The sequence below is a fragment of the Bradyrhizobium sp. CCBAU 25338 genome, from assembly GCF_028128965.1.
Taxonomy (GTDB): domain Bacteria; phylum Pseudomonadota; class Alphaproteobacteria; order Rhizobiales; family Xanthobacteraceae; genus Bradyrhizobium; species Bradyrhizobium liaoningense.
Window position 1 is genome coordinate 433,697 of record NZ_LFKY01000039.1, and the last position, 24,687, is coordinate 458,383.

22 protein-coding genes are annotated in these 24,687 nt (G+C 60.2%); 1 reads left to right on the plus strand and 21 read right to left on the minus strand.

The annotated features are described in order from the left end of the window. The 11 genes from ACM42_RS24175 to ACM42_RS24225 all read right to left on the minus strand — a co-directional run bounded on the left by ACM42_RS24175 (position 1) and on the right by ACM42_RS24225 (position 10,888). Complete coding sequence (locus tag ACM42_RS24175; RefSeq protein WP_128948382.1) at positions 1 to 1,212, minus strand: TrbI/VirB10 family protein; 1,212 nt, start codon at positions 1,210 to 1,212, stop codon at positions 1 to 3. Continuing rightward, entirely contained in the window at positions 1,209 to 2,243 is a 1,035-nt protein-coding gene (trbG, locus tag ACM42_RS24180) for a P-type conjugative transfer protein TrbG (protein WP_164937377.1), read from the minus strand. The genes ACM42_RS24175 and trbG overlap by 4 nt, the downstream gene beginning before the upstream one ends. Continuing rightward, positions 2,240 to 2,923, minus strand: a complete 684-nt coding sequence (gene trbF, locus ACM42_RS24185; protein ID WP_128948381.1) for a conjugal transfer protein TrbF — start codon at positions 2,921 to 2,923, stop codon at positions 2,240 to 2,242. The genes trbG and trbF overlap by 4 nt, the downstream gene beginning before the upstream one ends. Positions 2,924 to 3,014: 91 nt before the next feature. Next, a complete protein-coding gene (gene trbL / locus ACM42_RS24190; protein ID WP_271530252.1) occupies positions 3,015 to 4,241 on the minus strand; it encodes a P-type conjugative transfer protein TrbL in 1,227 nt (408 codons plus the stop codon). Continuing rightward, positions 4,238 to 4,606, minus strand: coding sequence for a putative entry exclusion protein TrbK-alt (gene trbK-alt, locus ACM42_RS24195; protein ID WP_128948379.1), 369 nt, complete (start codon positions 4,604 to 4,606; stop codon positions 4,238 to 4,240). Before trbK-alt ends, trbL begins: the two co-directional genes overlap by 4 nt. Then, positions 4,606 to 5,334 carry a P-type conjugative transfer protein TrbJ gene (trbJ, locus tag ACM42_RS24200; protein ID WP_128948378.1) on the minus strand — a complete coding sequence of 243 codons (729 nt, stop codon included), beginning with the start codon at positions 5,332 to 5,334 and terminating at the stop codon, positions 4,606 to 4,608. Before trbJ ends, trbK-alt begins: the two co-directional genes overlap by 1 nt. Next, entirely contained in the window at positions 5,331 to 7,772 is a 2,442-nt protein-coding gene (gene trbE / locus ACM42_RS24205; RefSeq protein ID WP_128948377.1) for a conjugal transfer protein TrbE, read from the minus strand. The genes trbJ and trbE overlap by 4 nt, the downstream gene beginning before the upstream one ends. Before the next feature lie 10 nt (positions 7,773 to 7,782). Continuing rightward, positions 7,783 to 8,046, minus strand: coding sequence for a VirB3 family type IV secretion system protein (locus ACM42_RS24210; protein WP_128948376.1), 264 nt, complete (start codon positions 8,044 to 8,046; stop codon positions 7,783 to 7,785). Further along, positions 8,046 to 8,369: a TrbC/VirB2 family protein gene (locus ACM42_RS24215; RefSeq protein WP_271530253.1), complete on the minus strand. Its 324-nt coding sequence runs from the start codon at positions 8,367 to 8,369 to the stop codon at positions 8,046 to 8,048. Before ACM42_RS24215 ends, ACM42_RS24210 begins: the two co-directional genes overlap by 1 nt. Before the next feature lies 1 nt (position 8,370). Then, positions 8,371 to 9,285, minus strand: a complete 915-nt coding sequence (gene trbB, locus ACM42_RS24220) for a P-type conjugative transfer ATPase TrbB (RefSeq protein WP_208757083.1) — start codon at positions 9,283 to 9,285, stop codon at positions 8,371 to 8,373. A 268-nt stretch (positions 9,286 to 9,553) separates the two neighbouring features. Then, positions 9,554 to 10,888, minus strand: a complete 1,335-nt coding sequence (locus ACM42_RS24225; protein WP_128948373.1) for an MFS transporter — start codon at positions 10,886 to 10,888, stop codon at positions 9,554 to 9,556. Positions 10,889 to 11,461: 573 nt separating this feature from the next. Here ACM42_RS24225 and ACM42_RS24230 point away from each other — a divergent pair. After that, on the plus strand, positions 11,462 to 11,800 hold the full coding sequence (locus tag ACM42_RS24230; RefSeq protein ID WP_128948372.1) for a KTSC domain-containing protein: 339 nt from the start codon (positions 11,462 to 11,464) through the stop codon (positions 11,798 to 11,800). 272 nt (positions 11,801 to 12,072) lie between these two features. Here the strand turns inward: ACM42_RS24230 and ACM42_RS24235 are convergent, their stop codons facing one another. From ACM42_RS24235 to ACM42_RS24280, 10 genes are all read right to left on the minus strand, one after another. Beyond that, the gene (locus ACM42_RS24235; protein WP_128948371.1) at positions 12,073 to 12,438 is read right to left on the minus strand and encodes a hypothetical protein; all 366 of its coding nucleotides are present in this window, start codon (positions 12,436 to 12,438) and stop codon (positions 12,073 to 12,075) included. 28 nt (positions 12,439 to 12,466) lie between these two features. Continuing rightward, entirely contained in the window at positions 12,467 to 13,927 is a 1,461-nt protein-coding gene (locus ACM42_RS24240; RefSeq protein ID WP_271530254.1) for a hypothetical protein, read from the minus strand. Between the two features lie 74 nt (positions 13,928 to 14,001). After that, the gene (locus tag ACM42_RS24245) at positions 14,002 to 15,318 is read right to left on the minus strand and encodes a YCF48-related protein (RefSeq protein ID WP_128948369.1); all 1,317 of its coding nucleotides are present in this window, start codon (positions 15,316 to 15,318) and stop codon (positions 14,002 to 14,004) included. A gap of 35 nt (positions 15,319 to 15,353) precedes the next feature. Then, on the minus strand, positions 15,354 to 15,821 hold the full coding sequence (locus ACM42_RS24250; protein WP_271530255.1) for a Rieske (2Fe-2S) protein: 468 nt from the start codon (positions 15,819 to 15,821) through the stop codon (positions 15,354 to 15,356). 24 nt (positions 15,822 to 15,845) lie between these two features. Further along, positions 15,846 to 17,045 (minus strand): hypothetical protein, encoded by a 1,200-nt coding sequence (locus ACM42_RS24255; protein WP_128948367.1) that lies wholly within the window; start codon positions 17,043 to 17,045, stop codon positions 15,846 to 15,848. 90 nt (positions 17,046 to 17,135) lie between these two features. Beyond that, positions 17,136 to 18,740 carry a S8 family serine peptidase gene (locus ACM42_RS24260; RefSeq protein ID WP_271530256.1) on the minus strand — a complete coding sequence of 535 codons (1,605 nt, stop codon included), beginning with the start codon at positions 18,738 to 18,740 and terminating at the stop codon, positions 17,136 to 17,138. Between the two features lie 544 nt (positions 18,741 to 19,284). After that, on the minus strand, positions 19,285 to 19,710 hold the full coding sequence (locus ACM42_RS24265) for a CopG family transcriptional regulator (RefSeq protein WP_128948365.1): 426 nt from the start codon (positions 19,708 to 19,710) through the stop codon (positions 19,285 to 19,287). Between the two features lie 5 nt (positions 19,711 to 19,715). Beyond that, complete coding sequence (locus ACM42_RS24270) at positions 19,716 to 21,704, minus strand: conjugal transfer protein TraG (RefSeq protein WP_128948364.1); 1,989 nt, start codon at positions 21,702 to 21,704, stop codon at positions 19,716 to 19,718. 36 nt (positions 21,705 to 21,740) lie between these two features. Then, positions 21,741 to 23,504: a relaxase/mobilization nuclease domain-containing protein gene (locus tag ACM42_RS24275; protein ID WP_128948363.1), complete on the minus strand. Its 1,764-nt coding sequence runs from the start codon at positions 23,502 to 23,504 to the stop codon at positions 21,741 to 21,743. Between the two features lie 418 nt (positions 23,505 to 23,922). Then, complete coding sequence (locus ACM42_RS24280) at positions 23,923 to 24,603, minus strand: lytic transglycosylase domain-containing protein (protein WP_333921845.1); 681 nt, start codon at positions 24,601 to 24,603, stop codon at positions 23,923 to 23,925. Between the last annotated feature and the right edge of the window lie 84 nt (positions 24,604 to 24,687).

Sequence of the window (24,687 nt, forward strand, 5' to 3'; positions counted from 1 at the left end):
TCACTTTCTATACGACGTAAGTATGAGGTCATGATTGACGAGAACGCGAACCGGATACCCGGGGCGCACGATCAGAGTAGGCTGAATGTTGAGACTCTGCCGAACGACCTGCTGTCCAGTTTGGCTTAATGAGTCGGAGGCGCCGTGTCGCAATGCCTGGATGATGGCGCTGTCGTTGCTGTTGGAGTCCGAACCGGCCCCCAGTTCTGTCCCGACCGCCAGAAACGTCGATAGTGCCGCAGCCTTAAAGAGTTCGCCCCAGTGATTGTCAACCCGATCTTCGAGGCCTGCATATCCTGCGGTGTCAGCGCCAGGCTGCCGCTCCAGAACGATTGAACGTCCATTCGGCATGATCAGCCGGGTCCAGACAAGCAGCACACGGGATTGGCCGAAAGTGACCAGGCTATCGTAAATCCCGATCAGGCGCGCTCCTTGAGGCACAAGAAGAAAGCGGCCGGTCGGCGTATCAAAAACATTCTCGGTTACCTGCGCTGTAACTTGGCCTGGCAGATCCGATCGAATTCCAGTGATGAGCGCCCCTGGAATCATCGTCCCAGCCTGCACGATGTATGGTGAAGCGGGTCTGGTGACACGGTCAGGGCTTACCGTGCGACGGTCGACAGAGGCGTTCACGAAGGCAAGCTTGCGGTCCTGGCCGTTCTGCGCAGATCCATCGTCGCCAGTGCTCGTTGCGTTCGGTGGCACCACGCGGTCACTTCCAACCGCCGCAGGGACGGGCGGACGCACGTCTCTTCCATTGGTCGAAGCGAACAAACGGCTGATACGCGCAGCTTCGGTCTCTTGTTCTCGACGCTGCTGGTCCGGATCAGCGCCGATCGTCGGCGGCTGGCCCTGGGCCGCGAGGATCGGTCGACCGAGATCCCCGGGGAGCGGCGGGCCAAGCTGCGGTATTGGCTGGCGCGGAACGCCAGCATAGTCCTTCGGCAGCGTCGTAATTCCGTCGGCAACATTGTGATGGTCGGTACCGTAAAGCTCATCGGCCGCCTGATTACGGGAGCGATTGTTCTGCAGCGACCACAGCACCGCTCCGCCGATGACAAGCAGGGCAAACGCGATCCCGCCGGCCAAGACCTTTCGTGACAATCTTGTCACGCGCGGATGCTCTGCTCTCAAGCGGAAACTTTCTGACTGCTCCCATTGTGTCTCCGGGGGAACTGCTTGCTCCCCATCGTTTACATTCCGGGTGTTCATGACGACGGCCTCCCGTCAGTCCTGACAATCCTGACCTTCTGCTGGTGCTCACCGCCTAGCCTGAGTTCAGCGGCAGCAAACAGCCGATCGACGATCAATACGTTGGTGTAAGCGCGATAGTTGACGAGCTCGGTTTTGCCATCCGGACCGATGACAAAGAGCGGAGGCATCTCACCTTGCACGATGCCTTGCGGGAATTCGATATAGACCTTGCGCCCATCGTCGTATGCAGCAATCGGACGCCAGGGAGGACTGTCCCCTTCGATGGCATAGCGGGAGATGCGCCGCGCCGGGTCCGGAAGAATGGGCCTCAGAGCGACCGAACGCGATCGTTCCCGTGCAGTTTCTGGATAGTACCAGGCAACAGACGGCATATATGGCCGTTCGCGGGCGCGGAGCTCGATCAGGTAGGTGCGCCGGTCGGTATTGACGACGAGATTGGTCTCGATCGAAGCTCGGGTCGGCTTGACCAGGATATGGACGCGCCGCGTGTCGCCGCTTCCACTCTCGGTATCGCCCACGACCCAGCGTACGGTATCTCCGGCCGCGATTGGCCCCGATCCCGTCAACTGCTCCCCCTCCTCGAGCGCGATATCCGTGATCTGCCCCGGCGCTGCGTAAATCTGATAGAGCGCCCCAGGACTGTAGGCGTAGATTTGCGCTGCGTTGAAATACCCCCGCTTGCGCGGTTCCACGCGGGCTGCGCCGTTTGCGGTCTCAACCCGGCTCACGGGTTCAGCGTCTTCTTTCCCTCCCGACTTGCCGCCGAGAGCAGGCTTCCAGAGGGGCGGAACGTGAAGAGGTCGCGATCTGTCGTCGAGAGCGACGGGCGTCGCCGGCAGCGGAGGAACTTCAGCGTCATAGCTGATCTCCGGCGGAATGTAGGTCGCGCACCCACCGAGCACGGACGAGCAAAGCAGAAGAGCGGATAGAAGTGCACGCTTCGAGCTCACGAACTCCGGCCAAGCCGAATTGAGCCTGCTTTTCTGAATGGAACATTTCGAATGAACGTCAGACGGCGTCTTGGTCACTGACCCAACTCCTTTGACCAGTTGATGGCGCGGACATAGACGCCAAGGGGATTCTTGCGCAGACGTTCGGCATCGCGCGGCGTCTCGATCACGATCGTTAGGATTGCAGTCCAGCGCTCAGTCGAGCTCAACGAGCCGTTGTCGTAGATGCGCTGGGTCCACGCGACCCGAAAGCTTTCCGACGACGCGCGAATGACGCTCGAGACGTCGACGGAGATTTGCGCCTTGCCAAGTCTGGCAAAAGGATCATTGTTGCGCGCGTAGTCGTTGAGCGCAGCGGCGCCGCGATCGGTCGTAAAATCATAGGCCCGGAGCCAGTTTTGGCGCAGAACGATGCCGTCGGCCGGCAGGCCTCTGACATCCTCGATGAAGCGCGCCAGATGGTAGGCGATCTGGGCATCTGTCGGTTGATAGTCGATGTTTGCCGGCGCGACCCTTTGGGCCTTGCCGAGATGATCGACCTCCACCACCCACGGCGTGATTGATCCCCGGCTCGATTGCCAGACAAGGCTGCCAGCGAGACCGGCCGACAGCATCAAACAGCCAAACGCCATTAGGCGCCAGTTCTTGGCTTGCACGCGCGCCGATCCAATGCGTTCGTCCCAAACCTGTGCGGCCTTTTGATAAGGCGTAATCGGCTCGGGCATGCGCCCGTAGTGAACTGATGGTCGTTTGAACATCGGGTTGCCCTTGATATCGAGTGATCGGTTTCAAGTCGTGCGCTAGGTGGATTTGAGGCGCTGCTGTGCGGCGGAGATGCAGTGGTGCGTCTCAGCGTTCTCCTTCGGACAAATCGACGGAGGAGCCGCTGCCACCGTGATCGCCCGAGCGGACAGCGTGGCCAGCGGCCGAGGCACCATGCCGAATGGTCTGAGCACGCTTCATGCGGCGCGCCCAATCAGGCTGCCCTTCAGCCGAGGTGCTCGCGCCTTGCTCGCCTGCTCGCCCTCCTCCGAAGGCAGCCGCGGCTCGACGCAAAGGGCTCATCGCAGCAGAGCTGCCGGCCTCCGCGATGCCAGCAACGCCGCCCCTTCGATATGCGGCTGATGCTCCGCTTAGGACAGCGCTGCCACTGCGCGCGGCGCCTGCAACCGCACCGCCAGCGAGACCGGCACCGCCAGCGGCGAGTCCCGCGCCAGCCGCAACAATGCCGCCAGCAGCAAGGCCTGTTCCAATCGCGGCCCCGGCGCCGAGTTGAGGTCCGCCCGACACTAGGCCGTTTGCGATACCCGGGCCGAAGATGCCGAGGCCCAGCAAGGAAAGCGCCGCGAGCACCAGCGTCATCGCGTCTTCGATGGTCGGCTGTGCATCGCCGAAACCTACGGTGAACTGCGAGAACAGGGTGGAGCCGATGCCGACGATGACGGCCAGGACCAGGATCTTGATGCCGGAAGATATCACGTTGCCCAGCACTCGCTCCGCCGCGAAGGCGGTCTTGCCAAACAAGCCAAAGGGAATGAGCACGAAGCCGGCTAGCGTCGTGAGCTTGAACTCGATCAGGGTGACGAAGAGCTGGATCGCCAGAATGAAGAAGGCGAGCAGCACCACGACCCACGCGAACAGGAGAACGACGATCTGGACGAAATTCTCGAAAAAGCTGATGTAGCCCATCAGGTTGGAGATCGAGTCGAGCAATGGTCGGCCGGCATCAAGGCCGACTTGAGCGATCTTTCCAGGTCTTAGGAAATCCGATGCAGATAGGCTTGCGCCCGATGCTTTCAGCCCGAGACCGGCAAAGCTCTCGAAGACGATGCGTGCCAGGCTGTTCCAGTTACCGATGAGGTAGGCAAAGACGCCGACGAAGAGCGTCTTCTTGACGAGGCGCGCGATGACGTCCTCGTCCGTTCCCCAACTCCAGAACAATGCGGCGAGCGTGATGTCGATCGCCGCAAGAGTCGTTGCGAGATATCCGACATCGCTACCGAGCAGTCCGAAACCGTTGTCGATATAACGCGTGAACGTTTCAAGAAACTGGTCAATGATCCCCGTACCTGTCATGGCTTGCTCGCCTCAGGGGTCGCCAGGTTCGGATATCCCTGGGGGATCCGGCTTTGATCCTTTGGAGCGAGCGCCACGCCGGCGGCGGATTCGTCGCGGCCTGGAACTGCGGCACCGTCCATCTTGCCAAAGAAGCGACGGCGGTTTTCGGCCCAAACTTGCTTGCAACGCTCATAACGCTCTGCTTGCTCCGCAGTGACGCTGCGGCAGGGCGCGAGGTCTGAGCTGGTTGCGTCTGCCGTTTGCTCCGCCTTCGGCGGCGGAGGACCGTCTCCGCCGCGAAGCTGAATCGTGCAGGCAGTGACGACCAGGACGCCGATTGTCGTAAGCAGCGACAACGCCGTGAATGCCCGGATATCGGTCATCAGTGGAACATCTGCACGTTGGATGATTGATAGCCCTGCCCTGGCGTGAGAAACCGCCGAAGCTGCTCGCGGCCTTGGTCCTGGGCCGCCGCGCGTTGCGCGGCTTCAAGGCTTTGCGCCCTGCCCTGCGCCGTCACGACAGCCGTGAGGTCGGCGAGCTGCTGCGCGTTCAATGCCAGAATCTGATTGCCGGCCTGTGTCGCCTGCAAGGCACCGATAGCGCCTTGGCTCGAGCTAGCGAGCGCGGAGGTCTGGACGCGGTTGGTGTCGAGGTTGCCAACGATGCCTGCCTGGACACGAAGCGCGTCTTGCGTTGCGGCATATGAATTCTGCCAACGCGATTGAGCATTGGCGATCAGCAACTGATCCGACTGGCTACTGGTAGCTGGCGCGTAGCTCGTCGAGAAGGCACGATCGATCTGCTGGACGTCGTAGGCAATGCGCTGGGCTTGGGCCAGCAATTGCTGAGTCCGCTGGATGGAAGATTGCAGTTGCTGTATCGACGAGTACGGCAGGTTTGCCAGGTTCTTCGCCTGGCTGATCAACATCTGCGCCTCGTTCTGCAACGAGGTGATCTGATTGTTGATCTGCTGCAGCTCTCGTGCGGCAGTCAGGACGTTCTGAACGTAGTTGTTGGGATCGAAGACGATCAGCGCCCTTGCAGGCGCCGTGACGCCCAGGATCAGCGCGACCGTGCCAGCAGCCGCCAATAGACCAAGACGCTTCATAGCAATTTCTCCAGATTGACGAGATTGGGGATCAGGTCGAGGGCCCACGCGACGTCACGGTGCTGGAGCCAAGCCGGCACAAAGCCGTCAGGTCCATGTTCGGCAAAGAGTTGCGCGATGACAGCCTGGTCGGTCTTGGAAGAAGCTGCCGTAAAGGCGAGCGCGACTTCACCAAGCCCAAGTTCGAACATGCGGTTGCCCCGGCGCGACTGGCAGTAGTAGTCGCGCTTTGGCGTTGCCCGGCTCAGAAGTTCGATTTGGCGATCGTTGAGACCGAAGCGGCGGTAGATGGCGGTGGTCTGCGGTTCGATTGCCCGTTCGTTCGGTAGTAACAGACGAGTTGGGCAGCTTTCGATTATAGCGGGCGCGATCGCGGAGCCGTCGATATCCGACAACGACTGGGTAGCGAAGATGACAGACGCATTCTTCTTCCGAAGCGTCTTCAGCCATTCGCGGAGCTGGCCGGCAAAGTCCTCGTCGTCGAGGGCAAGCCAGCCTTCATCGACAATGAGGAGTGTCGGCCGACCATCAAGACGATCACCGATACGATGGAAGAGATACGCCAGCACGGCCGGGGCAGCGCTCGTTCCGATCAAGCCTTCGGTCTCAAATGCCTGGACCGACGCCTCGCCGAGGCGCTCGAATTCTGCATCGAGCAAGCGTCCAGAGGGACCACCTAGGCAATAGGGTTGCAAGGCCCTTTTCAGGGAATTGGATTGCAGCAAAACTGAGAGGCCCGTGAGGGTGCGCTCCTCCCTCGGCGCCGAAGCGAGAGAGGTGAGCGCCGACCAAAGATGATCCTTGACCTCCGGCGTGATCTCGACCTTTTCGCGCGCCAGGATCGCGCCAATCCATTCCACGGCCCATCCGCGCTCTGAGGGATCATCGATCCAGGCCAATGGTTGCAGAGCCACAGGGTTCTCGTCCCCGTCAGACAGTCCACCGCCGAGATCATGCCAGTCGCCGCCCATGGCAATCGCGGCCGCCCGGATCGAACCGCCGAAATCGAACGCAAAGACCTGCGAGTTCGGGTAACGACGGAACTGTAGCGCCATCAGAGCTAGAAGGACCGACTTGCCGGCACCTGTCGGCCCTACCACGAGCGTGTGGCCGACGTCGCCGACGTGGAGGGAGAATCGGAATGGGGTCGATCCCTCGGTCTTCCCAAACAGGAGCGGCGGACCCTTGAAGTGCAGATCCCTCACCTCGCCGGCCCACACGGCCGACAGCGGAATCATGTGGGCGAGGTTGAGGGTCGACACCGGTGGCTGCCGCACATTGGCGTACACATGGCCCGGCAAGCCACCGAGCCAGGCTTCGACGGCATTCACCGTCTCGATCATGCAGGTGAAATCGCGGCCTTGGATGACCTTCTCGACTAAGCGCAGCTTTTCATCAGCGGCATTGGGATCAAGGTCCCAGACAGTGATGGTCGCAGTGACAAAGGCTTGTCCGATCTGATCGGACCCCAGTTCCTGCAACGCCGCGTCGGCATCAAGCGCCTTGTTGTGGGCGTCGGTATCGAGCAGCGTCGAGGCCTCGTTTGTCACGACCTCCTTGAGGATGGCTCCGATGGATTTCCGCTTGGCGAACCACTGTCGGCGGATCCTGGTCACGAGCCTGGCGGCATCGGTCTTGTCGAGCATGATCGCGCGGGTCGACCAACGATACGAAAACGGCAGTAGATTGAGGTCATCCAGGATCCCCGGCGTCGTCGCTCCCGGAAAGCCGACGATCGTCAGAACCCTCAAGTTGGCTGAGCCCAACATCGGCTCGAGCCCGCCGGTAAGCGGCTGATCGGCCAACAGCGCATCGATGTACATGGGAATTTCGGGTACTCGAACGCGATGACGCTTGGTCGAGATCGTCGAGTGCAGATAGGTCAGCGTGCCCTGATCATCGAGCCAGGCGCATTCCGGCATGAACCCTTCGACCAGTTGAAGCACGCGGTTGGTTTGGTCAATAAATGCGCGGAGAACCTCACGCGCGTCTGCTCCAACGGTGCGATCCCGACCCTCATAGAGAAGTCGTTCTGCCTTGGCAGCCCCTTGCTCCGGTGGCAAATAGAGGAAGGTCAGGAAATAACTGGACTCATAGTGGGTGCCCGCCTCTTCAAACTGAGCTCTACGCTCCGTGTCGACCAGCGCGGATGCGACATCCGGAAAGGTGCTCGGAGGATAGGCTCCTGCAAAATGTCGCTGCGCCTCGACGAACACGGCCCAGCCGGATCCCAGGCGACGCAAGGCGTTATTCAAGCGACCGGCGACGGCGACAAGTTCAGCCGGCACTGCGCTGTCGAGGTCAGGCCCCCGGAACTTCGCCGTCCGCTGGAACGAGCCGTCCTTGTTTAGGATGATTCCCTCGTCGACCAGGGCTGCCCAGGGCAGGAAGTCGGCGAGCCGCGCGTTGGAATGGCGATATTCAGCAAGGTTCATCATGACCGAGAGCTCAGGTGTTGAGATGACCGGGGATGCGCAGATGTCGGCGCACCACATCGACAAAAGCGGGGTCGCGCTTGGCGGCCCAGACGGCGGCCATGTGGCCGATGAACCAGAGGACCAGACCCGCGATCCAGAGCCGCAGCCCCAGACCCAGGACTGCCGCAAGCGTGCCGTTGACGATCGCAACCGATCGCGGCGCGCCGCCCATCAGGATTGGCTCAGTGAGCGCGCGATGAACGGGCACGACAAAGCCTGTGATCGCCTCATCCATCAGATCACCACGCCACCGCCGAAGGAGAAGAACGACAGGAAGAAGCTTGAGGCCGCAAACGCGATCGACAGACCGAACACGATCTGGATCAGTCTGCGGAAACCGCCCGAGGAATCCCCGAACGCGAGCGTGAGCCCGGTCACCACGATGACGATGACGGCGATGATCTTGGCGACCGGCCCCTCCACTGACTGCAAAATCTGATTGAGCGGCTGCTCCCACGGCATGTTCGAACCAGCCGCCCATGCGGGTTGAACTACCAAAAACAGGGCGCCGTAGGCGGCCAACGACGTACCTCGAAGAAAGCGAAATTGCTGACGCATGTCAGTCTCCTGCTGTTGAAAGGCTGTAGTCGCCGGTGGTACCGAGCCCTGAGACCGTGGCGAGCTCAGCGAGGCGACGGTCAGCGCCGCGCCCCGCCAGTACGGCGATAACGTTGATCGTCTCGGCGATCAGGGCCCGCGGAACTGTGATGACGGCTTCCTGGATGAGTTGCTCGAGCCGCCGTAGCGCGCCGACCGCGGTGCCCGCATGAATAGTGCCGATGCCGCCGGGATGGCCTGTACCCCAAGCCTTGAGCAGATCGAGCGCTTCCGCACCGCGGACCTCGCCAACCGGAATACGATCAGGACGCAGTCGCAGCGAGGACCGAACGAGATCCGATAGTGTAGCCACACCATCTTTGGTCCGCAGCGCCACGAGATTTGGTGCTTTGCATTGCAGTTCGCGCGTGTCTTCGATCAGCACGACCCGATCGGAGGTCTTCGCCACCTCGGCCAGGAGGGCATTCGTCAGCGTCGTCTTGCCGGTCGAGGTCCCGCCGGCGACGAGGATGTTCTTCCGTGCATCGACCGCGGCCCTCAGGATCTTCGCCTGCTCCGAGGTCATGACCCCCCTGGCGACGTAGTCGTCGAGCGTAAACACGGCGACGGCGGGCTTGCGGATAGCAAAGGCCGGTGCTGCAACGACCGGAGGCAAGAGACCTTCGAAGCGCTCGCCTGTCCCGGGCAGTTCGGCCGAAACCCGTGGCGCTCCGGCGTGCACCTCGGCGCCCACATGGTGTGCCACCAGACGAACGATGCGCTCGCCGTCGACCGCAGACAGAGTTTCTCCAGTGTCAACCAACCCACTTGACAGTCGATCAATCCACAACCGACCATCCGGATTGAGCATGACTTCGATGATCGCGTCGTCTTCCAAGTAGCCCGCAATGGCTGTGCCAAGCGCGCTACGAAGCATTCGCGCACCTCGCGAATTCGCCTCAGATTGAAAGGAATGGATTGCCACGGTCGTCCCCACCGAATGAGGGTATTAAAGAGCGTCCTCAGATGGGAATGATTAGAAAAGGCACCGACTGACTTGGCGCAACAAGCGCTTACGGGGATCGTAGATTGGCGTAGAAAAAGAAGGACTGGGAGCATACTACAACTGCTCGACCGGACGCGTTCGGTTCGGAGAGTTGTTGATCAATGCTCGTCGGCAAAGTTTAAACGTTGCAGTTCGCTGCTCACCACTCCGCGTCGTCGTCAGCGGGCACTAGTACTACCGCTTGCTCGTTCGAGATGGTAGGCTCGAGTGCGTCGGAACCGCCAACCGGCATGAAGAGTGGAACCGAACCCATCCACCGGTTGAGAGATCGGAGCCACGGTAGCGCGAACCATGCGAACGCCGCGATCTGTACTGTTACGTTGAGACTGAAGGCAATTTGATAGGCCAGGACGGACTTATGACCATCGTCAGTGGGCCATTGCTCGAGGACCAAGCCAGTGCCGTATTGGGCCAGAAATGCCCAACCGAAGTGCAGCACGTTCAAGGCACCGTTTGCACGACCGGTGAGTTCTGGCGAAAAGTAATCACCGATGACCGCGAAGCTGACCACGGTCGCAGTTCCGACAATTGCGACAACGGACCAAGGCAGAATGGACGGCAGAGGCACGCGCAGAATCAAGGTAAACTCGGCAGCGATGAACAGCACCGCGACAATCGCTAATACTGTTTCCGCTTTCACTCCTCTTCGTCTGATGTAATGGACCATCGTACCGAACAACCAGGCGCCACCGCAGAGCACGATCGACATCGTGAAGAGTTGCCCGACAAGGCTCGCACGATCGAGCCGCTCCACGTCCGTCAGCCACGGCGAGGCCCACAACCCCTGCAGGGACCAGGCCGATCCCACGCAAGTCGCTGATAACGGAGCAACTCGCAAGAAACGCCTGTCGCCAAAAACGGAGCTTAGCGTGACGCGCGTTGGTACTGTTGATGAGGCGACGACTCGTTCAGGAACCACCACATAGATGAGCACGGCCGTGGCACCAGTCGCAGCCGCCAGGATTTCGAAGAGCTGGCGCCAGCCGATCCAGGTGAGCAGATGCTCGGCGGGAGTCGTGGCGGTTACCGCTCCGAGGGAGCCCAGCATGATCATGTAACCGTTCAGCAAGGCCACTCGTTCTCTGGGAAACCAAAGAACAATGGACTTCAACCCAGCGGTCAGCGCTGCCGCTACCCCAAGACCGATCATTGCTCGTGAAATCAAGAGTGACGGCAATCCCGTGGATATCGCGAATAGGCCAGCACCTGCGGCGGCGACCGAGAGCAACGCACTTTGCACACGACGCGGGCCAAAGCGGTCTAGCAATATACCGATTGGGATCTGGGCCGCTGCGAACACCAGGAAATAGACCGACGTGAGTAACCCGAGGTCGGCAGTACCGAACCCGGCATCCGAGACGAGATGATCAGAGACCAGAGCGTTGATCGTTCGAAAAAAGTAGGAAAGATAGTATCCAGCAGCAAATGGGAGAAAAACGCGCACGATGAGACGCCATGTCCCTGAAATCCGCATGCTAGCTCTTCTTGCTCCTCTGCTCATTCGAGCCGATAGCGCGTCCAGCTTTTTGTCGGCTTGGCTAAATTGCGGCGGTCGTAGGCTGGCGTAGAAAAAGAAAGGACCGGCGAAGCAACTCGTCCACGTGGGCAATCAGGCCGCTGTTTTGATGTGACGAAAGATATCTCCCAGATCTAGCCGACAAGCCTGCCGCTCTTGTAAACGGGGTCCCAGTGAGACCTTCGCCCGACATGGTGCTTCACCAAGTCAAGGATTCGATCGCTATCAGCAGCAGAACCGTTCACTTCTTTCACTCGGCCTGCCAAAGCTCGTTGATCCACTGCCGACCGTCAGGGTTCAGCATGACTTGGACGAATTGCGTCGTCGTCCACGTATACGCGGTGCGGCCCAGCGCGCTGCTGAGCGTGCGCGCGGCGCAAGATCTCCGCCTCCAACTGAACAGCATGGAATGGGTTGTCACCGTAGATTCCCAGCAATCGAGGGCGACAAAACGTGCATCGGATGGGCCGATCACGTTGCCAGCGGCCAGAGGCTTACAGTCGCAGCCCACTCGAATGAATGAGCAAATCAATGCGCTACCTGTCTCTGATCTTCCTCTTGATGAGTGCCACCTGGGCCGATTCAGAGTCTGTCGATGTGAAGTATCGCGGGCCGGTTGAACTCAAACCCTTCACTTGCCAGGACATCACCCGGAGCAGTGTCGTCAACAGGCTCTGCTACGACGCTTCAAATCAGTACGTCGTCGTCCGGCTCAAAACGACCTACTACCACTATTTCGAAATGCCGAAGCCGATTGTTGACGAATGGCTCGCCGCTCCGTCCACGGGCCATTTCTACGATACGAGGGTTGAGGGTACGGGTAAGGACGGTCCATACGATTGCAGGACGGATCGCGTGCCGGGCTACTGAGACCGCAGGCAGAACCAGCTACCTTGGCCTTGAAGCATTCCGAAGCGGAAAAAGTCAGGCGGGATAGTATCGCCATGGTTCACCGCGCCGAGTGACGGTTGCTTTTCCCAGCAACAACACCAGGTCCTGGTTGACCTGTCGCTGATATCCTTTGTCACCATGAATTGCCTTGGCCAGCTCGACCTCCGTCCGGCCTGGACCGCGCTCAATAAGGTACTGAAGCACACGAACGGACTCGCCCGGAGCAGCCCTTCCCGAGAAATGTCACCATGTCAGGAAGCCGGTACGCCACCCCCGCCGTTTGGGCATCCGCGTTTGATCCAGTCTGCGATTTCGTCGATATCGGCCACATCGAAAAATGCCGCAGCATTTTGCGGCATACGGCCAAACAATGCGCCGGGATCGTCGGCAAAGTCCGGCGGGACGCCTCGCAGCGCCTGGACCATAACTGAATTGTCGGGATCGCCAACCACCACTACGCGCCGATGTTTGACCTCGCCGGTGGTGACAAACTCATTGTGATCCATCTGCCGCCACCACCGCCCATGCCCCGAGAGGTCCGGATCGGCCTGGACCTTAACGCAGCAGGCGTCCATGAAGTCCTGAAACTCCCCGTATGTATTAATCTTGCCGGCCATTCTTCGCCCTCCTGTTCGGCGTTCTATCTCACGGCTCCTGAAGGATCCGGACCAAAGCCTGCACCGATGGATCATCATCCAGTGCAGTTCGCGACGGACCCCTTACAGAGTCCAGGCTCGGCGAGTTCCTGGTTGCGTTCGCAGCACGGATGGAACTGGCCCGGAATGCTGTCGCGGCGATCGCCTGCTGCACAGGATCTGTAGCGTCGAAGCCCATGAAGGCAACGAAATCCCTGCCCAGCGAGTTGGAAACCTCTTGATGGCACTCGATGCAGCTTCTGCCGTTTCTCTGTTGATAGGTCTCCATCGTCGTGTTCGCGAGGGTGGATGAAACACCGGTCGGAAATGGCGTTCCCGCGTTGCCGATGCCGGGCGTGCCCGGTATTCTCGGCCACTGCGTCATCACCAGCATGTAGTTGGCCCAAACGGTCTCCTTGATGTCAGGGAGATTCCAGTAATTCCGATTCATCTGCATCGTTTCCGGCTGAATCGGTTGCGCGCGGATAACCTGCATCTTCAAATTCGGGTCGGGCCGGTTGGTCTCGGAAATCATCCCTGGCGCCGGCATCGGCGCCACTACCTGCGGCGGCAACCCGGAATTGAATGAGTATCGGACAGGCACGGCCTTGGCATCGGGTTCGTCAGTCCTGGGCGGCACATTGTCGACGTGCTCGAAAGAACTCCAGATCCATTGTGGCCTCAACTTCGTCTTGATGACGATATGAAATCCGACCAGCGCAATTTCATGTTCATTGCAGACGACTGTCCCCTGCTGATCCGTCGCAACCGGATCGAACACCATCGCCTTGTTGATGTAGAAGCGGCTGCGAACGGTGCCATCACCAGGATTGAGCACGCGCCAGGCTGCCTTGATCTCAACCGAGCCATCCTTGAAAGTCCCAGGCTTCGCCGCCGTCGGCAAATTCTGCTTGATGTACCATTTGTTGTTCGGATCCACGATCGACTCAAACTGTTCGCGGCTAAAGCGGACCTCATAACGCGTATACATCTTGCTCTGGTCGATCAGCGGATTAGCCAGCCTCCCCAGCACGAATGATGCCTGATTGTAGTCCGCAAAATGACTGAATGCGCTCAGTGTCTTGGTCTCGTTGTCGACCCCGCCGCACGGATTCGCCCCCTCGTAACTGGTCCAGCCCTTCGGTTCTGGTGCCCCCGGTGCGAAAACCTCGTAGCGCGCCTTGTAGGTCTCCCACACGCGCGGTCCGCTATCACCCGGCTTTTTGGTCCGGTCCGGCATGCCGCGATTTTCAGGCCCCTCAAGCGCCGGCCAGTTCAGGGCGATGAAGGCCCGCCAACTGAAATTGTCGAAGCACGGAAACGGGCTCCCATCAGCGTCCGGTACATCGTCGATCCGGTCCGGCAGCACCTTGGGCGTTACATCCGGCGCTCCCTGCGCCGATGCGGCGTGAGCATTCATGAGAATTGTGGCAAGGAGAGCTCCGGCAGCGACAAAGCGCGTTTGCATCACGTATCCCTCCCTAGATCATCACTACACAATCGCCCCACACAGATACAGATTACGCCTTCCGCGTGATATCTCGGCTAGCGCAACGCGAACACGCCACTCTCTGCATTCCCGTCGACCGTCACGCGATAGATGTAGACGCCATGGCGAACCGCCTCTCCGCGGTCGTCCTTGCGGTCCCACACCATTTCCCGAGACCCTGCTTCGGGCTTCTTTTCATCGATCAGCGTTCGCATCTCCTTGCCGAAGCGATTCCAGATATGGAGCGTTGCGCGCTCGCTCCCGGCGGGGACTTGGAATCTGATCGGCACCTGCTTGTCGTAGGACGGAGTGCTTTCGGTTTCCGCGCGGGCGGCGGCGGCAACGGCAACCGGTGCGACGCCTTTGATTGCCACGTCCGGTGCATATTTGTAGATGGTCCGTCCCGCGGCGTATCCGAGATTGACGGGGTTGCCGAAGAAGCGAAATCGATTGATGAACTTTCCGATCGAATCCGCATTCTGCCAGCTCTGGCCGCCATCATTCGTGACGCTGCTCTTGCCCGAGGCAAAGTCCTCATCGCCCCACCCGCCGACCCAACCGGTGGATGAATCGAGGAAGCCAATGCCTTCAATATTGGCATTGCCGTGTACCGAAAACTTCGACCAAGTCTTGCCGCCATCCTCGGTCTTGAGAATGAAGGCCTGTGTCATGTTCTCCAGCGAGACAAATCCGAGCCGGTCATTCAGGAACTGAATCTTCCATCCCCAGGTGCCCTCCACAAATTGGGAGCGCATGTCTTTCAGACGGTCGACCCATGTCTCACCCCCGTCCTCAGTAAAGAGGATCACCGGCTTGACGTCATCATATGTGGGCTGCGCCTTGTCGGAGAAGCCGCCGACTACCCAGCCGCGTTCCCTGGTCTGGAAGTAAATGTCGATCAAATTCGACGCGTGCGTTGACATGTCGATCGCGATCCAGCTATTTCCTCCGTCGCTGCTCTTGATCACTGCAGCTCCGTCGCTGGGATCGTTGGTCCCCGAACCGTAGATGACGGACTGATCTACCGCATACAATCCACAGACCTTCTTTGGCGCGGCGGCCGGTAGAGTGACCGGATTCCAGTGTTCGCCACCATCCGTGGTGCGATAGAGGCGGAGCTCGGTTGTCAGCGTTCCGACGCACCCCACCTGCTCGCTCGGCCAAGCCATGCAGCGAAGGTAGACCGGCCGATTAGTCCCGGGGAGGATAGGTGTCTTGAACTTGGTCTCCCATGTCTGTCCGCCGTTGGTCGTCTTCTGGACGTATCCCGAGCTGTTGACCGCCCATCCGACAGTGGGATTGAAGAACCAGACATCGTCGTAACGCTGGCTGGGTGTCGCCCCCGTCGCCGTCCATTTCAAAGCTGCTGCCATTGTCAGCCTCCGCCAAATACCGCCAACTCGTCCCGTCAGGGCATGGCGTTTATCGCCACAAACACAAAGGAATCTTCGCCCACCGTCTCGATCCTGGTTTCAAATTGAGCCAGATTGGCACCGGGCGGCGCCGGACCCAGCAAGCGCTTGCCACTGGTCAGATCGAATCTGCTGCCATGACACGGACACTGGATGACCGGATAAGCCGTAGCACCCTCCCCAAGCATGCTGAACACAATGGGCCGGTCAGCCGTCGCCCAGTTCGGACTGCCCTTGAGGATATTGCAGCCGGCATGCGTGCATCGCCGTGCAATCGAAAAGAACTTTGGCGGTGACGGCGGTTGCTCTCCATCTGGCTTATCCGTCTCTAACCGCGCAAGTATCCGCGGAGTTGCGCCGCTATCCGCCTGACGAACGATGTCAGTTATGTCGATTGGTGGATCACCCGGCAGAAAATCGTTGACTTTGATGGTTTGTACGAAACCGGGAATGTTCGTTGTCATCTCATTCTCCCTAGGCAAAACGATCTAATTCGAGCAGAGCGGGTCCTGAGCCGGGGGAGCTCCGCTATGATTTGCCCGTCGAGCTCGGAAAAGAGACCAGACAAAGTCAAGTTGCACGAACTTGAGATTGTTGGCCGGGTCGACGAACCACGCCGGGCTGGGCATACCCGTCGAACCCTGCCCCTGACATTTGAAGACCGACATGCGTGCCGTTGCGCCGATCGTCGACCGGGCGTGGCACGTGATGCAGGACGACGTGTTCTGGAAGCCGCCTTCGGGCTGCGAATTCGCGAGCAGCGTGATGTTGCCGCGGCTGTCGACGAAATCGATCTGCGTTCCGCGAAGCCGGTAGTTTGCCCATTTGGTGCCTTCGAGACCGATATTGGCCGGCGCTTGTTCACAATCATGCGGCGCCTGAGGGCAAGCAAAGTGATCCACCGACTTCAGATTCCAGCCAATATTGAATTTGCGCCCGCCCTGGGATTCCGGAATCTTGTTGTCAATGTGCTCGAAGGTCGCCCAAAGCCATTTCGGTAAATCCTTTGTCGTGATATGGAGCGCCGTCAGTCCATAGATCTTGCCGTTGTCGGACTTGACCCAGTGGTAGCGCGGCTTGTCGGCCTCCTGGATCTCGCGCCATTGCGCCTTCACTTCCTTGGCTGCCAGCGGAAAGTCGATGGTCTGGACCCGGTTCGTAAACAGCTTGATCTGTTCGTCGACGTTGTAGAGCTTCTTTGACCTCACAAATTCGAACGTTGCCTGATTTAATCTGGTCTCGTTGACGGTCTCTTCGTTCTCTAAGGCTCTTGCGATGTCCTCTTCGAATGCCGGCAGCGGTGTGTTTCCCCGCTTCATCGACTCCAGCAGGATTCGTTGCTGCTCCGCGCCACGGTCCAGACCAGCGATAGGTTTGTCGGCGGGCGTTTCTTTGTCGAGCCAGGTGCCGGGGTCAGAACCGTCGATGGGGTAAGCCGTATCGGCTGCATTGTTATTGGCGCTCCGCCAGGTTTCCCAAACGACCGGTCCCGGTGCCGCATCTCCGAACTTCTTGGTTGAATCCGGTGCCCTCTGCTTAACGTTTGCCGGCCAATTGAGGGCCACGAAAAGCCGCCAGGCATACCGGTCCGGATCGGTGACCGCGGCGGCGGAATCTTGCGGTTCCTTCCATGCCTCCTGTGCCATCGCGCTGACCGAATGCAAGCTCGCGTTGACGGCGATCATCATCGCGAAAGCCCGGAATGCCCACATAACTTCCTCCTGCGTTACAACTCGCGCCCTTGGGGCAAACACTTGATCTGCAGGCAGCGGATTGGCTTAAGCCTGCAACAACCGGGCCTTCGCCTCGGCAACCGCCGCCTCGGCGTGAACACATCCGTATCCAAAGAGTCGTGAATGGCCATCAGCATCGTAGGAACCAGGATCACCGATCCGACGCGCGGTCTGCTTGAGGATCTCGCGGCACTCCGCCGCGGTCAGTCCTGGATTGGCGCTCAGCACCAACCCGCAGATTCCGGCAACCAGCGGACAGGAGCTCGACGTCTTGCCGAAGTGTTCGTTGTAATCACCTGGCACATAGCCCAAAGGGCGCGTCGCTCCGATCGAGTCGATGAATTCTCCGGTCACGTCGGCAGTCGTAACACCACGACCGCTGTCACTACTCGAGGGCGCGCATATCCAGATTTCCTTGCCGGTGTTCGAATAGGAAGCATATTCATCCAGGCTGTCGGAAGCGCCGACCGCTATGACGTCTGGATGGATGGCGAATCCATTCACGCTGCTGTGGGCCGGGTCATTGACGTCACGGCCTTCATTACCGGCGGCAAAGACGATGATGCTGCCCTTGCCTTCACGCCCCTCGGTGGCACAACGGCTGATTGCTTTGGCAACCCGCGTCGACAGTGGGTAGTTGGTCGCCCGAGCGCCCCAGCTGCAACTGACGATCGATGCTCCGTGCTCACACATATAGTCAAACCATTTCGCGATCTCTATCGGCTCCAGACTCGACCAGCGCACTGGTATCCAGGAACATCCAGGAGCGGCGCCAACGATTTTGCCGGCGCCGACGGCCCCAATGGCAATCCCGGCACATGCCGTGCCATGCCAGTTTCCCAACTGCGGCGACGTGAGGTTGGGTTCGGGAGCGACGTTGGCCGCATTGCGCGCAAAGTCCCAGGGATGCACCGATCGATCCGCAAGATCGGGATGGCTCAAGTCGAAGCCGTCATCGATAATTCCAATCACCACATCGGGAGAACCGAAGCCTTGAAGCAGACGCCATGCGGCAATCACTCGCGCATCGGCGCCAGCTTTCAGATTGCCAGTGTCGCCGCCGTTATGGCCGGTATTTTCGAGGTACCACTCGTGATCCGTCAGGGCATCGTTCGGGACGGCAAAGCCCTTCACCTCACCCTCTGTCGACAGGTCGGGCTCGGCGATCCTGACTGATGGCTCCTGCTGCAAGGCGGTGCAAACTTCGACTGCGTCCCGTCGATGATCGTCCACACGAAGCGTCAACCCGCCGTCGAATTCCCGTCTTACCAGCTTTAAGTGGTGCCGGGTGATCAGTTCATTCCTCGTCTGCTCATCGGCCATTTCATGAAATTCGAGATAGACCGTTCCGGTCGGAACGAAAGGCACCATATCGGGAGAGCTGTGATAGACGTTGGTAATTTCCGCGGGACGTGACAGCCTGCCGATCGTACTTTCGAGGCTCTTCGAATCCCTTCGCGTTTCGTCTCCGAGCGCCTTGATGGTTCCAAGGTCGCTGCGCTTCCGGATTTGATACGAACCGGAGCGAGAAGCGATTTGATTTTCTGCAGCGGGCTGAAGCAACGAGCCGGAATGGACAGCTGCGAGGGTGCTGCTCTTGTTCAGAGCGAGCGAGCCGCCGCCGTACCGAAGATTCAAAATATTACTCACGGATCAACCGCCGAATATCTGTCAGTAAGATCGAGCGCCGTTATCCTGATCAGCGATCACAGCATTCGGCGTCGCACTGTCCGTTCGGAAGCAAAGCAATTCAACATTAGCGCGCGTAGCGACCAGCCATCAACGCTCAAAGAAGTTCAAAGACCTTCAAAGCAGCAGCAGCAAACCAATAATTCAGGAGTTAGCCCGTCCAATATGCGATCGTTTACTACAATTCTAAATTGTGATCTGGAGTTTGTCTAATGATTTTTGTCGCGCAGACGCAGCTCGACCGCGACACTTGGGCGCGCGACGGGCGCAATAATGCTCCGACAAAATGCCGGCAGGGATTGAGCAGCCACGAAACATCGGCAAACAGACTTAGGCAGGCACCCCAGGAACAGCAGCACCAAAACCGAGCTGATTGGCGACCAAAGCACGGATTGTTCGAGCCGATAGCGCGTCGAGCTCATTGCCAGCTACGCCCGGTTCCTGTGGTCGCAGGTTGGTGTGGAAAAGAAGGGAAGACGCGTGATAACATACCCGGGATGCTCGGTCACGTTTCGCCGGCCGGTTTCTCACGGAGGATATCTTCAGGAATCTCGCGCAAGAAGCCTTGTCCCTTTTGAAGCCGACGCCCGAGCGTTTCGACAAAGCCTTCAAAGCGCTCCCTGCCCTTGGCCTGTGCGGCCGCCTGCGCCTCGTTTGGCAATGGTGGCGTGATCGTTAGCCAGAAGCGGATGAAAAGAGCCAGGGTCTCCGCCGTCAAACCAACGTCGCGCTCCAGCCTCTGCACTTGACGGGAAAGCCGATCCAGGCGACGGGTAAACGCTGCCTCCCGCCTGTCCACTCCGTCGGGTGAAAGAAAGGAGGCGACCGCAGCTTCCACAATGGCAGACCGGGAAAGCTTCTTGCGATCGGCGAGCTCCGAGATCTGTTTCAGAAGCTCTGGTGGGAAGTAGACGTTCATCCGGTCGCGCATATGCCTCAGAGCTCCATACCGTCATTCGGATCCATGGCGACTTGACGGGCGACACCGCGCATCTGTTGACGTATAAGCCGGGACTGGCGGACCGCGTCCTCGTCATCGTCAAGCACGGCGGAAAATTCCTCGGCTGGCGTTGGCTCGCTCGTTTCCTTGGCGATCGCGACGTGATCGGGGAGTTCGGGCTCACGACGGAGTCCGCTATTCGCCGTGTCCTGCTCGGCCTTCGCGGCTTTTTCAGTTGGACTCCCCGCCGGCTTTGACGCTCCGAACGTTGACCATCCGTCCGTTCGCGATGACTGGCCAGCCGTCGCCGGATCAGGCGGCGGCAGTACCCGCTCTGTGAATCGCCGATCCTCGTAGTAGCGGACCTTCTTCGCCCGGATCGGCGCCGTCCCCGCCACCATGACGATCTCATCCATCGGCGGAAGCTGCATGACCTCACCTGGGGTCAAGAGCGGCCTTGCCGTCTCCTGCCGCGAAACCATTAGGTGCCCCAGCCAAGGGTTCAACCGGTGTCCGGCATAGTTCTTCATCGCCCGCATCTCGGTCGCCGTGCCCAGCGCGTCGGACACCCGCTTGGCGGTCCGCTCGTCGTTGGTCGCAAAGCTGACGCGGACGTGACAATTGTCGAGAATTGCGTTGTTCGGCCCATAGGCCTTCTCGATCTGATTGAGCGACTGCGCGATCAAGAAACTCTTGATGCCGTACCCAGCCATGAAGGCGAGCGCGGATTCGAAGAAATCAAGCCGCCCAAGTGCGGGAAACTCGTCGAGCATCATCAGGACTCGATGCCGGCGGTCGCGGGCGTGCAGATCTTCGGTCAGGCGCCGGCCGATCTGGTTCAGTACCAGGCGGATCAACGGTTTGGTGCGCGAGATATCGGAGGGCGGCACCACGAGATAAAGTGTCGTCGGGCGGCTATCTGCGATCAGGTCGGCGATCCGCCAGTCGCAGCGGCAGGTCACCTGGGCCACGACGGGATCGCGGTAAAGTCCGAGGAACGACATCGCGGTGGACAGAACACCGGAACGTTCATTCTCGGATTTGTTGAGGAGTTCGCGCGCGGTCGAGGCGACCACGGGATGGGCGCCCTGCTCGCCAAGATGCGGCGTTGTCATCATCGCCTTCAGCGTCGCCTCGATCGGCCGCTTCGGATCGGACAAGAAGGCGGCGACCCCGGCCAAAGTCTTGTTTGCCTCGGCATAGAGGACATGGAGGATGGCGCCGACCAGGAGCGAATGACTAGTCTTCTCCCAATGGTTCCGCTTGTCGAGGGAGCCTTCAGGGTCGACCAGGACGTCGGCCACGTTTTGGACGTCGCGAACCTCCCATTCCCCGCGCCGGACCTCGAGCAGCGGATTGTAAGCCGAGGATTCCGGGTTGGTCGGGTCGAACAACAGGACGCGGCCATGCCACGAGCGGAAACCCGCGGTCAGCTGCCAGTTCTCACCCTTGATATCGTGCACGATAGCCGAGCCCGGCCATGCCAACAACGAGGGAACGACGAGTCCGACACCCTTGCCGGACCGGGTGGGAGCAAAACACAACACGTGCTCCGGCCCGTCATGGCGGAGGTAGTCGCGATCGAGCTTGCCCAGCACCACACCATCCCGACCGAGAAGTCCGGCCGCTCGAGCCTCTTCCGCGCCAGCCCAGCGCGCCGAACCATAGGTCTCAACGTTCTTGGCTTCGCGCGCCCGCCACACCGACATGCCGATCGCCGCCGCGATCGAAACGAAAGTCCCCGACGCCGCAATGAAGGCCCCCTCGACAAAGACCTGCGGGGCATAGGCATCAAAGACGAACCACCACCAGAAGAAGATCGGTGGATAATAGACTTTGAAGCCCCACAGTTCGAACCAAGGCCGTCCAAGCTCGGGCTGGTAGGCAAGTCGCCAGGCCGTCCACTCGGTTGCTCCCCAGATGGCCAGCAAAACGATCAGGCCGACAACGATCACCTGTCCCCAGAGGATTTTGGTTCCGGACATTCTGAGCGCCCTTCTGCAACTGAATTGGCGAGATAGCTAGAGGCCGAGGTCGCGCTTCCGACCAAAGCCCCATTCGATGCCGCCGCCGTCCTTCACGACGCCGGTGACGTGTTGGCCGAGCCTCTTTTCGAGTTCGCGCGACCAGGGCACGAGCTGGAACCCGAGCCCATTATCGATCATGGCGAAGCGTCCCGAGGCGAGCGTCAGGCGCTGGCGATACGTGCCCGCCACATGCTCCCCGGAGGCGGCATTCACGCGAGGCAGGCCGGTGTCAGCCGAGACCTTTGCTGCCACCTCGTCCAGTTCGCGTCTGCGCAACGTGTCCAGGAGATCGCGCTGCAGGATGATCCGTTGGCCCTGCCGCCGTGCCAGGCCCTCCTGGATCAGATGCTCGGTACGGGCTTCCATGGCGTCGCGGGTCCCGCGGCCAAATCCACCCATGGCGAGCGGTATCGGGTCGCGTTCGACCAGCCTGTGGTCGAGCCAGGTGGCCCCTTTTGCGGTGACCTGCCCACCGAGATCGAGATCGGAACGGGTCGCGAGCACCAAGATCGGTCGCGGACCGCCTGCTTGACCCAAGCGTCGGACCTCGACGATGCCGCCGGCCGGCGGTGCATGTTCGAAAGCCTCTAAGCCTCGAAAGCGCACATGGTGCGCCCGCCCGTCTGTTCCGTCGATCAGGGCATAGGCCTCTCCGGTCAGTTCGTCATGCAGTCCACGGTCGACCAGCCGTCCGATGATCTGGGACGTCGGCTGCCCTCCCTCGATGATGAAATCGGCAACGCCGCGGACTTCTCCACGCTCTGTGAAGGCGCGGTGCATCGTCTTGATAATGTCACCGCGCATACCGAGGTCGCGCAAGCTACGCTCGGCCTCAAGCCCAACCATCCATTCCCCTGGTGCGGCGGATGCGGCAAGGCCCATCTTCTCCAGGTGTTGGAGGCGACCGACCATCAGGCGCCGGATCTCGGGATCGGGCCTGCCGGGATTTTCGGGACGTAGATCGATATGGCCGGTCTCATCGGCCGCCAGCCGGATCTCCCGATCGAGCCGCGTCCATCGTTCCGCCGTGACTTCGCTCTCCAGCGAATTGCGGATTTCGTGCTCCGGTTTTGGACCGAGTTCAATGGCGACCAATTCCTCGGCGCGCGCGCGCAGGCCTCGGCTGATGTAGTCACGGGAGATCACGAGATCCGTCCCGTCCTCATCTATTCCCCGAACGAGAAGATGAACATGAGGGTTGTCGGTATTCCAGTGATCGACAGCCATCCAATCGAGCCGCGTGCCGAGATCACTCTCCATCTGTCTGGCGAGATCGCGCGTGAAGGCTTTCAGGTCAGTCATGTCCGCCGCATCCTCAGGCGAGACGATGAACCTGAAATGATGCCGGTCGTCCTTGGACCGGTCCGCGAAAGCCGCGCTGTCGGCGCGGTCGCTGCCAGCATCGAACATCTCGGCCCGCTCGCCGCTCCGGGTCACGCCGTCGCGCTTCAAATATGAGAGGTGGGCGGTCAGTGGCGCTGAACGGAAGGCTCGCCCTTTGTGACGAACCACACGCGCCTTCACCACGACGCGCCGCGTCGGGCTGAACAATCGGCTGCGGCTAAATGCGAGGCGCCCGCGGCCAAACGTCGAGCGCCCATAGGCCGCCAAACGCCTGCCGGTCCCGGTCTGACCCGAGGTGTGTCCTGCTTTCTTCGCCGCCCGCAGCACCTGGTTGATGAAGCTCTTCGGCTTAGGCGAGCGAGTGCTGCGGATGCGCCCAGGCCGAACACGCAGGTCGCTGTCGCCCACGCTCACGGCAGGGCCTCCCAACGATCAAAAGCGCGCACGGTGCCGAAAACGCCTTTGATTGCATTAAACAAAATGCAAGGCGCGGCACGCGCCCCGACTGACCGGCACGCCAGAACCCAAGCCATGCCAATGGCTTGCGGTTCGACCGGCGAGCCCCTTTTATCTCGCCGTCCTGCCGTCGTGGTCTCCCGGTCGCGGGTTCCCGACAGAGCCGCCGCGACTTGGCAGCCAACTCGCGAAGCCCCGACTGCTTCCGAGCGCTTGCGATAGCGATCGTTACCCGAAGGGCCGAGACACCCGAAGGGTGGCTCGGTGAGGAGCGAAGCGACGAGTAGAGCGCGGGCCGAAGGCATCGCCCATACGCCATGAGCACGTGACACTCGCTCGGTGAAGCACGCCAAGGCTTGCGAACCCGCACACTTGGTCATTGCGATTGTCCCGAATCCGATCGAGGGACGAACACGCCACTAGGCCGGGGAACCATGGGTGAAACACCGGACGCCGAGATTGCGGTCGTCACACCGCCCGGCGGCATGAGCGCAAGCAACCGATCGCGCGTTTTCATGAGATCGGATCGCTTAACGAATAGCGTCGCAACTGCTGATGACCGTCCGCTGGACATCCACTTCGGCGGCAGTTCGATGGCAAGCAGATTTGCAAGCTTTGCGACGTATGCTCGCGTCTCCTCTGGCAGAGAGCCGCCTGCGAGATGCTCTTCATAGCGAGATGGTCCCGCGTTGTACGCGGCAAACACGCCAGGCGAGCCATACCGGTCGAGCAGTTCGCGCAAGTACGCCGTGCCGGCCAGAATGTTGTCGTGCGGGTCGTAGGGATCGTTCCCGAGATTGTAGCGCTCGCGAAGCTCCGCCCAGGTCGCCGGCATGATTTGCATCAGGCCCATTGCGCCTTGTGGCGATCTGGCGTGCACGTCACCAGCACTCTCGACGCTTTGAACTGCCCGAATCCAGATCGGCGCAATCGCAAAGCGTTGTGAGGCTTCAGTGATGAAGCTCTCAAACGAATTAACTGTCTGACCGATGGCCCGTCGTCCAGCTGATGTGCTCTGGGCCAAAGCAGCACTGTCGGACGTGGTCAGAAGAAACATAAGGGGCACCACAGCACAAACGCGCGTGCCCAACCGACCCAAGCACGCTGTCGGGCTCGCGCCAGCCTTGCAGAAATCGCTCGC

Excerpts from the sequence above, each read along its gene's own strand:
- ACM42_RS24175 (WP_128948382.1), bottom strand. The coding sequence starts at position 1,212 with ATGAACACCCGGAATGTAAACGATGGGGAGCAAGCAGTTCCCCCGGAG.
- trbF (WP_128948381.1), bottom strand. The coding sequence starts at position 2,923 with ATGTTCAAACGACCATCAGTTCACTACGGGCGCATGCCCGAGCCGATT.
- trbL (WP_271530252.1), bottom strand. The coding sequence starts at position 4,241 with ATGACAGGTACGGGGATCATTGACCAGTTTCTTGAAACGTTCACGCGT.
- trbK-alt (WP_128948379.1), bottom strand. The coding sequence starts at position 4,606 with ATGACCGATATCCGGGCATTCACGGCGTTGTCGCTGCTTACGACAATC.
- trbJ (WP_128948378.1), bottom strand. The coding sequence starts at position 5,334 with ATGAAGCGTCTTGGTCTATTGGCGGCTGCTGGCACGGTCGCGCTGATC.
- trbE (WP_128948377.1), bottom strand. The coding sequence starts at position 7,772 with ATGATGAACCTTGCTGAATATCGCCATTCCAACGCGCGGCTCGCCGAC.
- ACM42_RS24210 (WP_128948376.1), bottom strand. The coding sequence starts at position 8,046 with ATGGATGAGGCGATCACAGGCTTTGTCGTGCCCGTTCATCGCGCGCTC.
- ACM42_RS24215 (WP_271530253.1), bottom strand. The coding sequence starts at position 8,369 with ATGCGTCAGCAATTTCGCTTTCTTCGAGGTACGTCGTTGGCCGCCTAC.
- trbB (WP_208757083.1), bottom strand. The coding sequence starts at position 9,285 with ATGCTTCGTAGCGCGCTTGGCACAGCCATTGCGGGCTACTTGGAAGAC.
- ACM42_RS24225 (WP_128948373.1), bottom strand. The coding sequence starts at position 10,888 with ATGCGGATTTCAGGGACATGGCGTCTCATCGTGCGCGTTTTTCTCCCA.
- ACM42_RS24230 (WP_128948372.1), top strand. The coding sequence starts at position 11,462 with ATGCGCTACCTGTCTCTGATCTTCCTCTTGATGAGTGCCACCTGGGCC.
- ACM42_RS24235 (WP_128948371.1), bottom strand. The coding sequence starts at position 12,438 with ATGGCCGGCAAGATTAATACATACGGGGAGTTTCAGGACTTCATGGAC.
- ACM42_RS24245 (WP_128948369.1), bottom strand. The coding sequence starts at position 15,318 with ATGGCAGCAGCTTTGAAATGGACGGCGACGGGGGCGACACCCAGCCAG.
- ACM42_RS24250 (WP_271530255.1), bottom strand. The coding sequence starts at position 15,821 with ATGACAACGAACATTCCCGGTTTCGTACAAACCATCAAAGTCAACGAT.
- ACM42_RS24255 (WP_128948367.1), bottom strand. The coding sequence starts at position 17,045 with ATGATGATCGCCGTCAACGCGAGCTTGCATTCGGTCAGCGCGATGGCA.
- ACM42_RS24265 (WP_128948365.1), bottom strand. The coding sequence starts at position 19,710 with ATGCGCGACCGGATGAACGTCTACTTCCCACCAGAGCTTCTGAAACAG.
- ACM42_RS24270 (WP_128948364.1), bottom strand. The coding sequence starts at position 21,704 with ATGTCCGGAACCAAAATCCTCTGGGGACAGGTGATCGTTGTCGGCCTG.
- ACM42_RS24280 (WP_333921845.1), bottom strand. The coding sequence starts at position 24,603 with ATGTTTCTTCTGACCACGTCCGACAGTGCTGCTTTGGCCCAGAGCACA.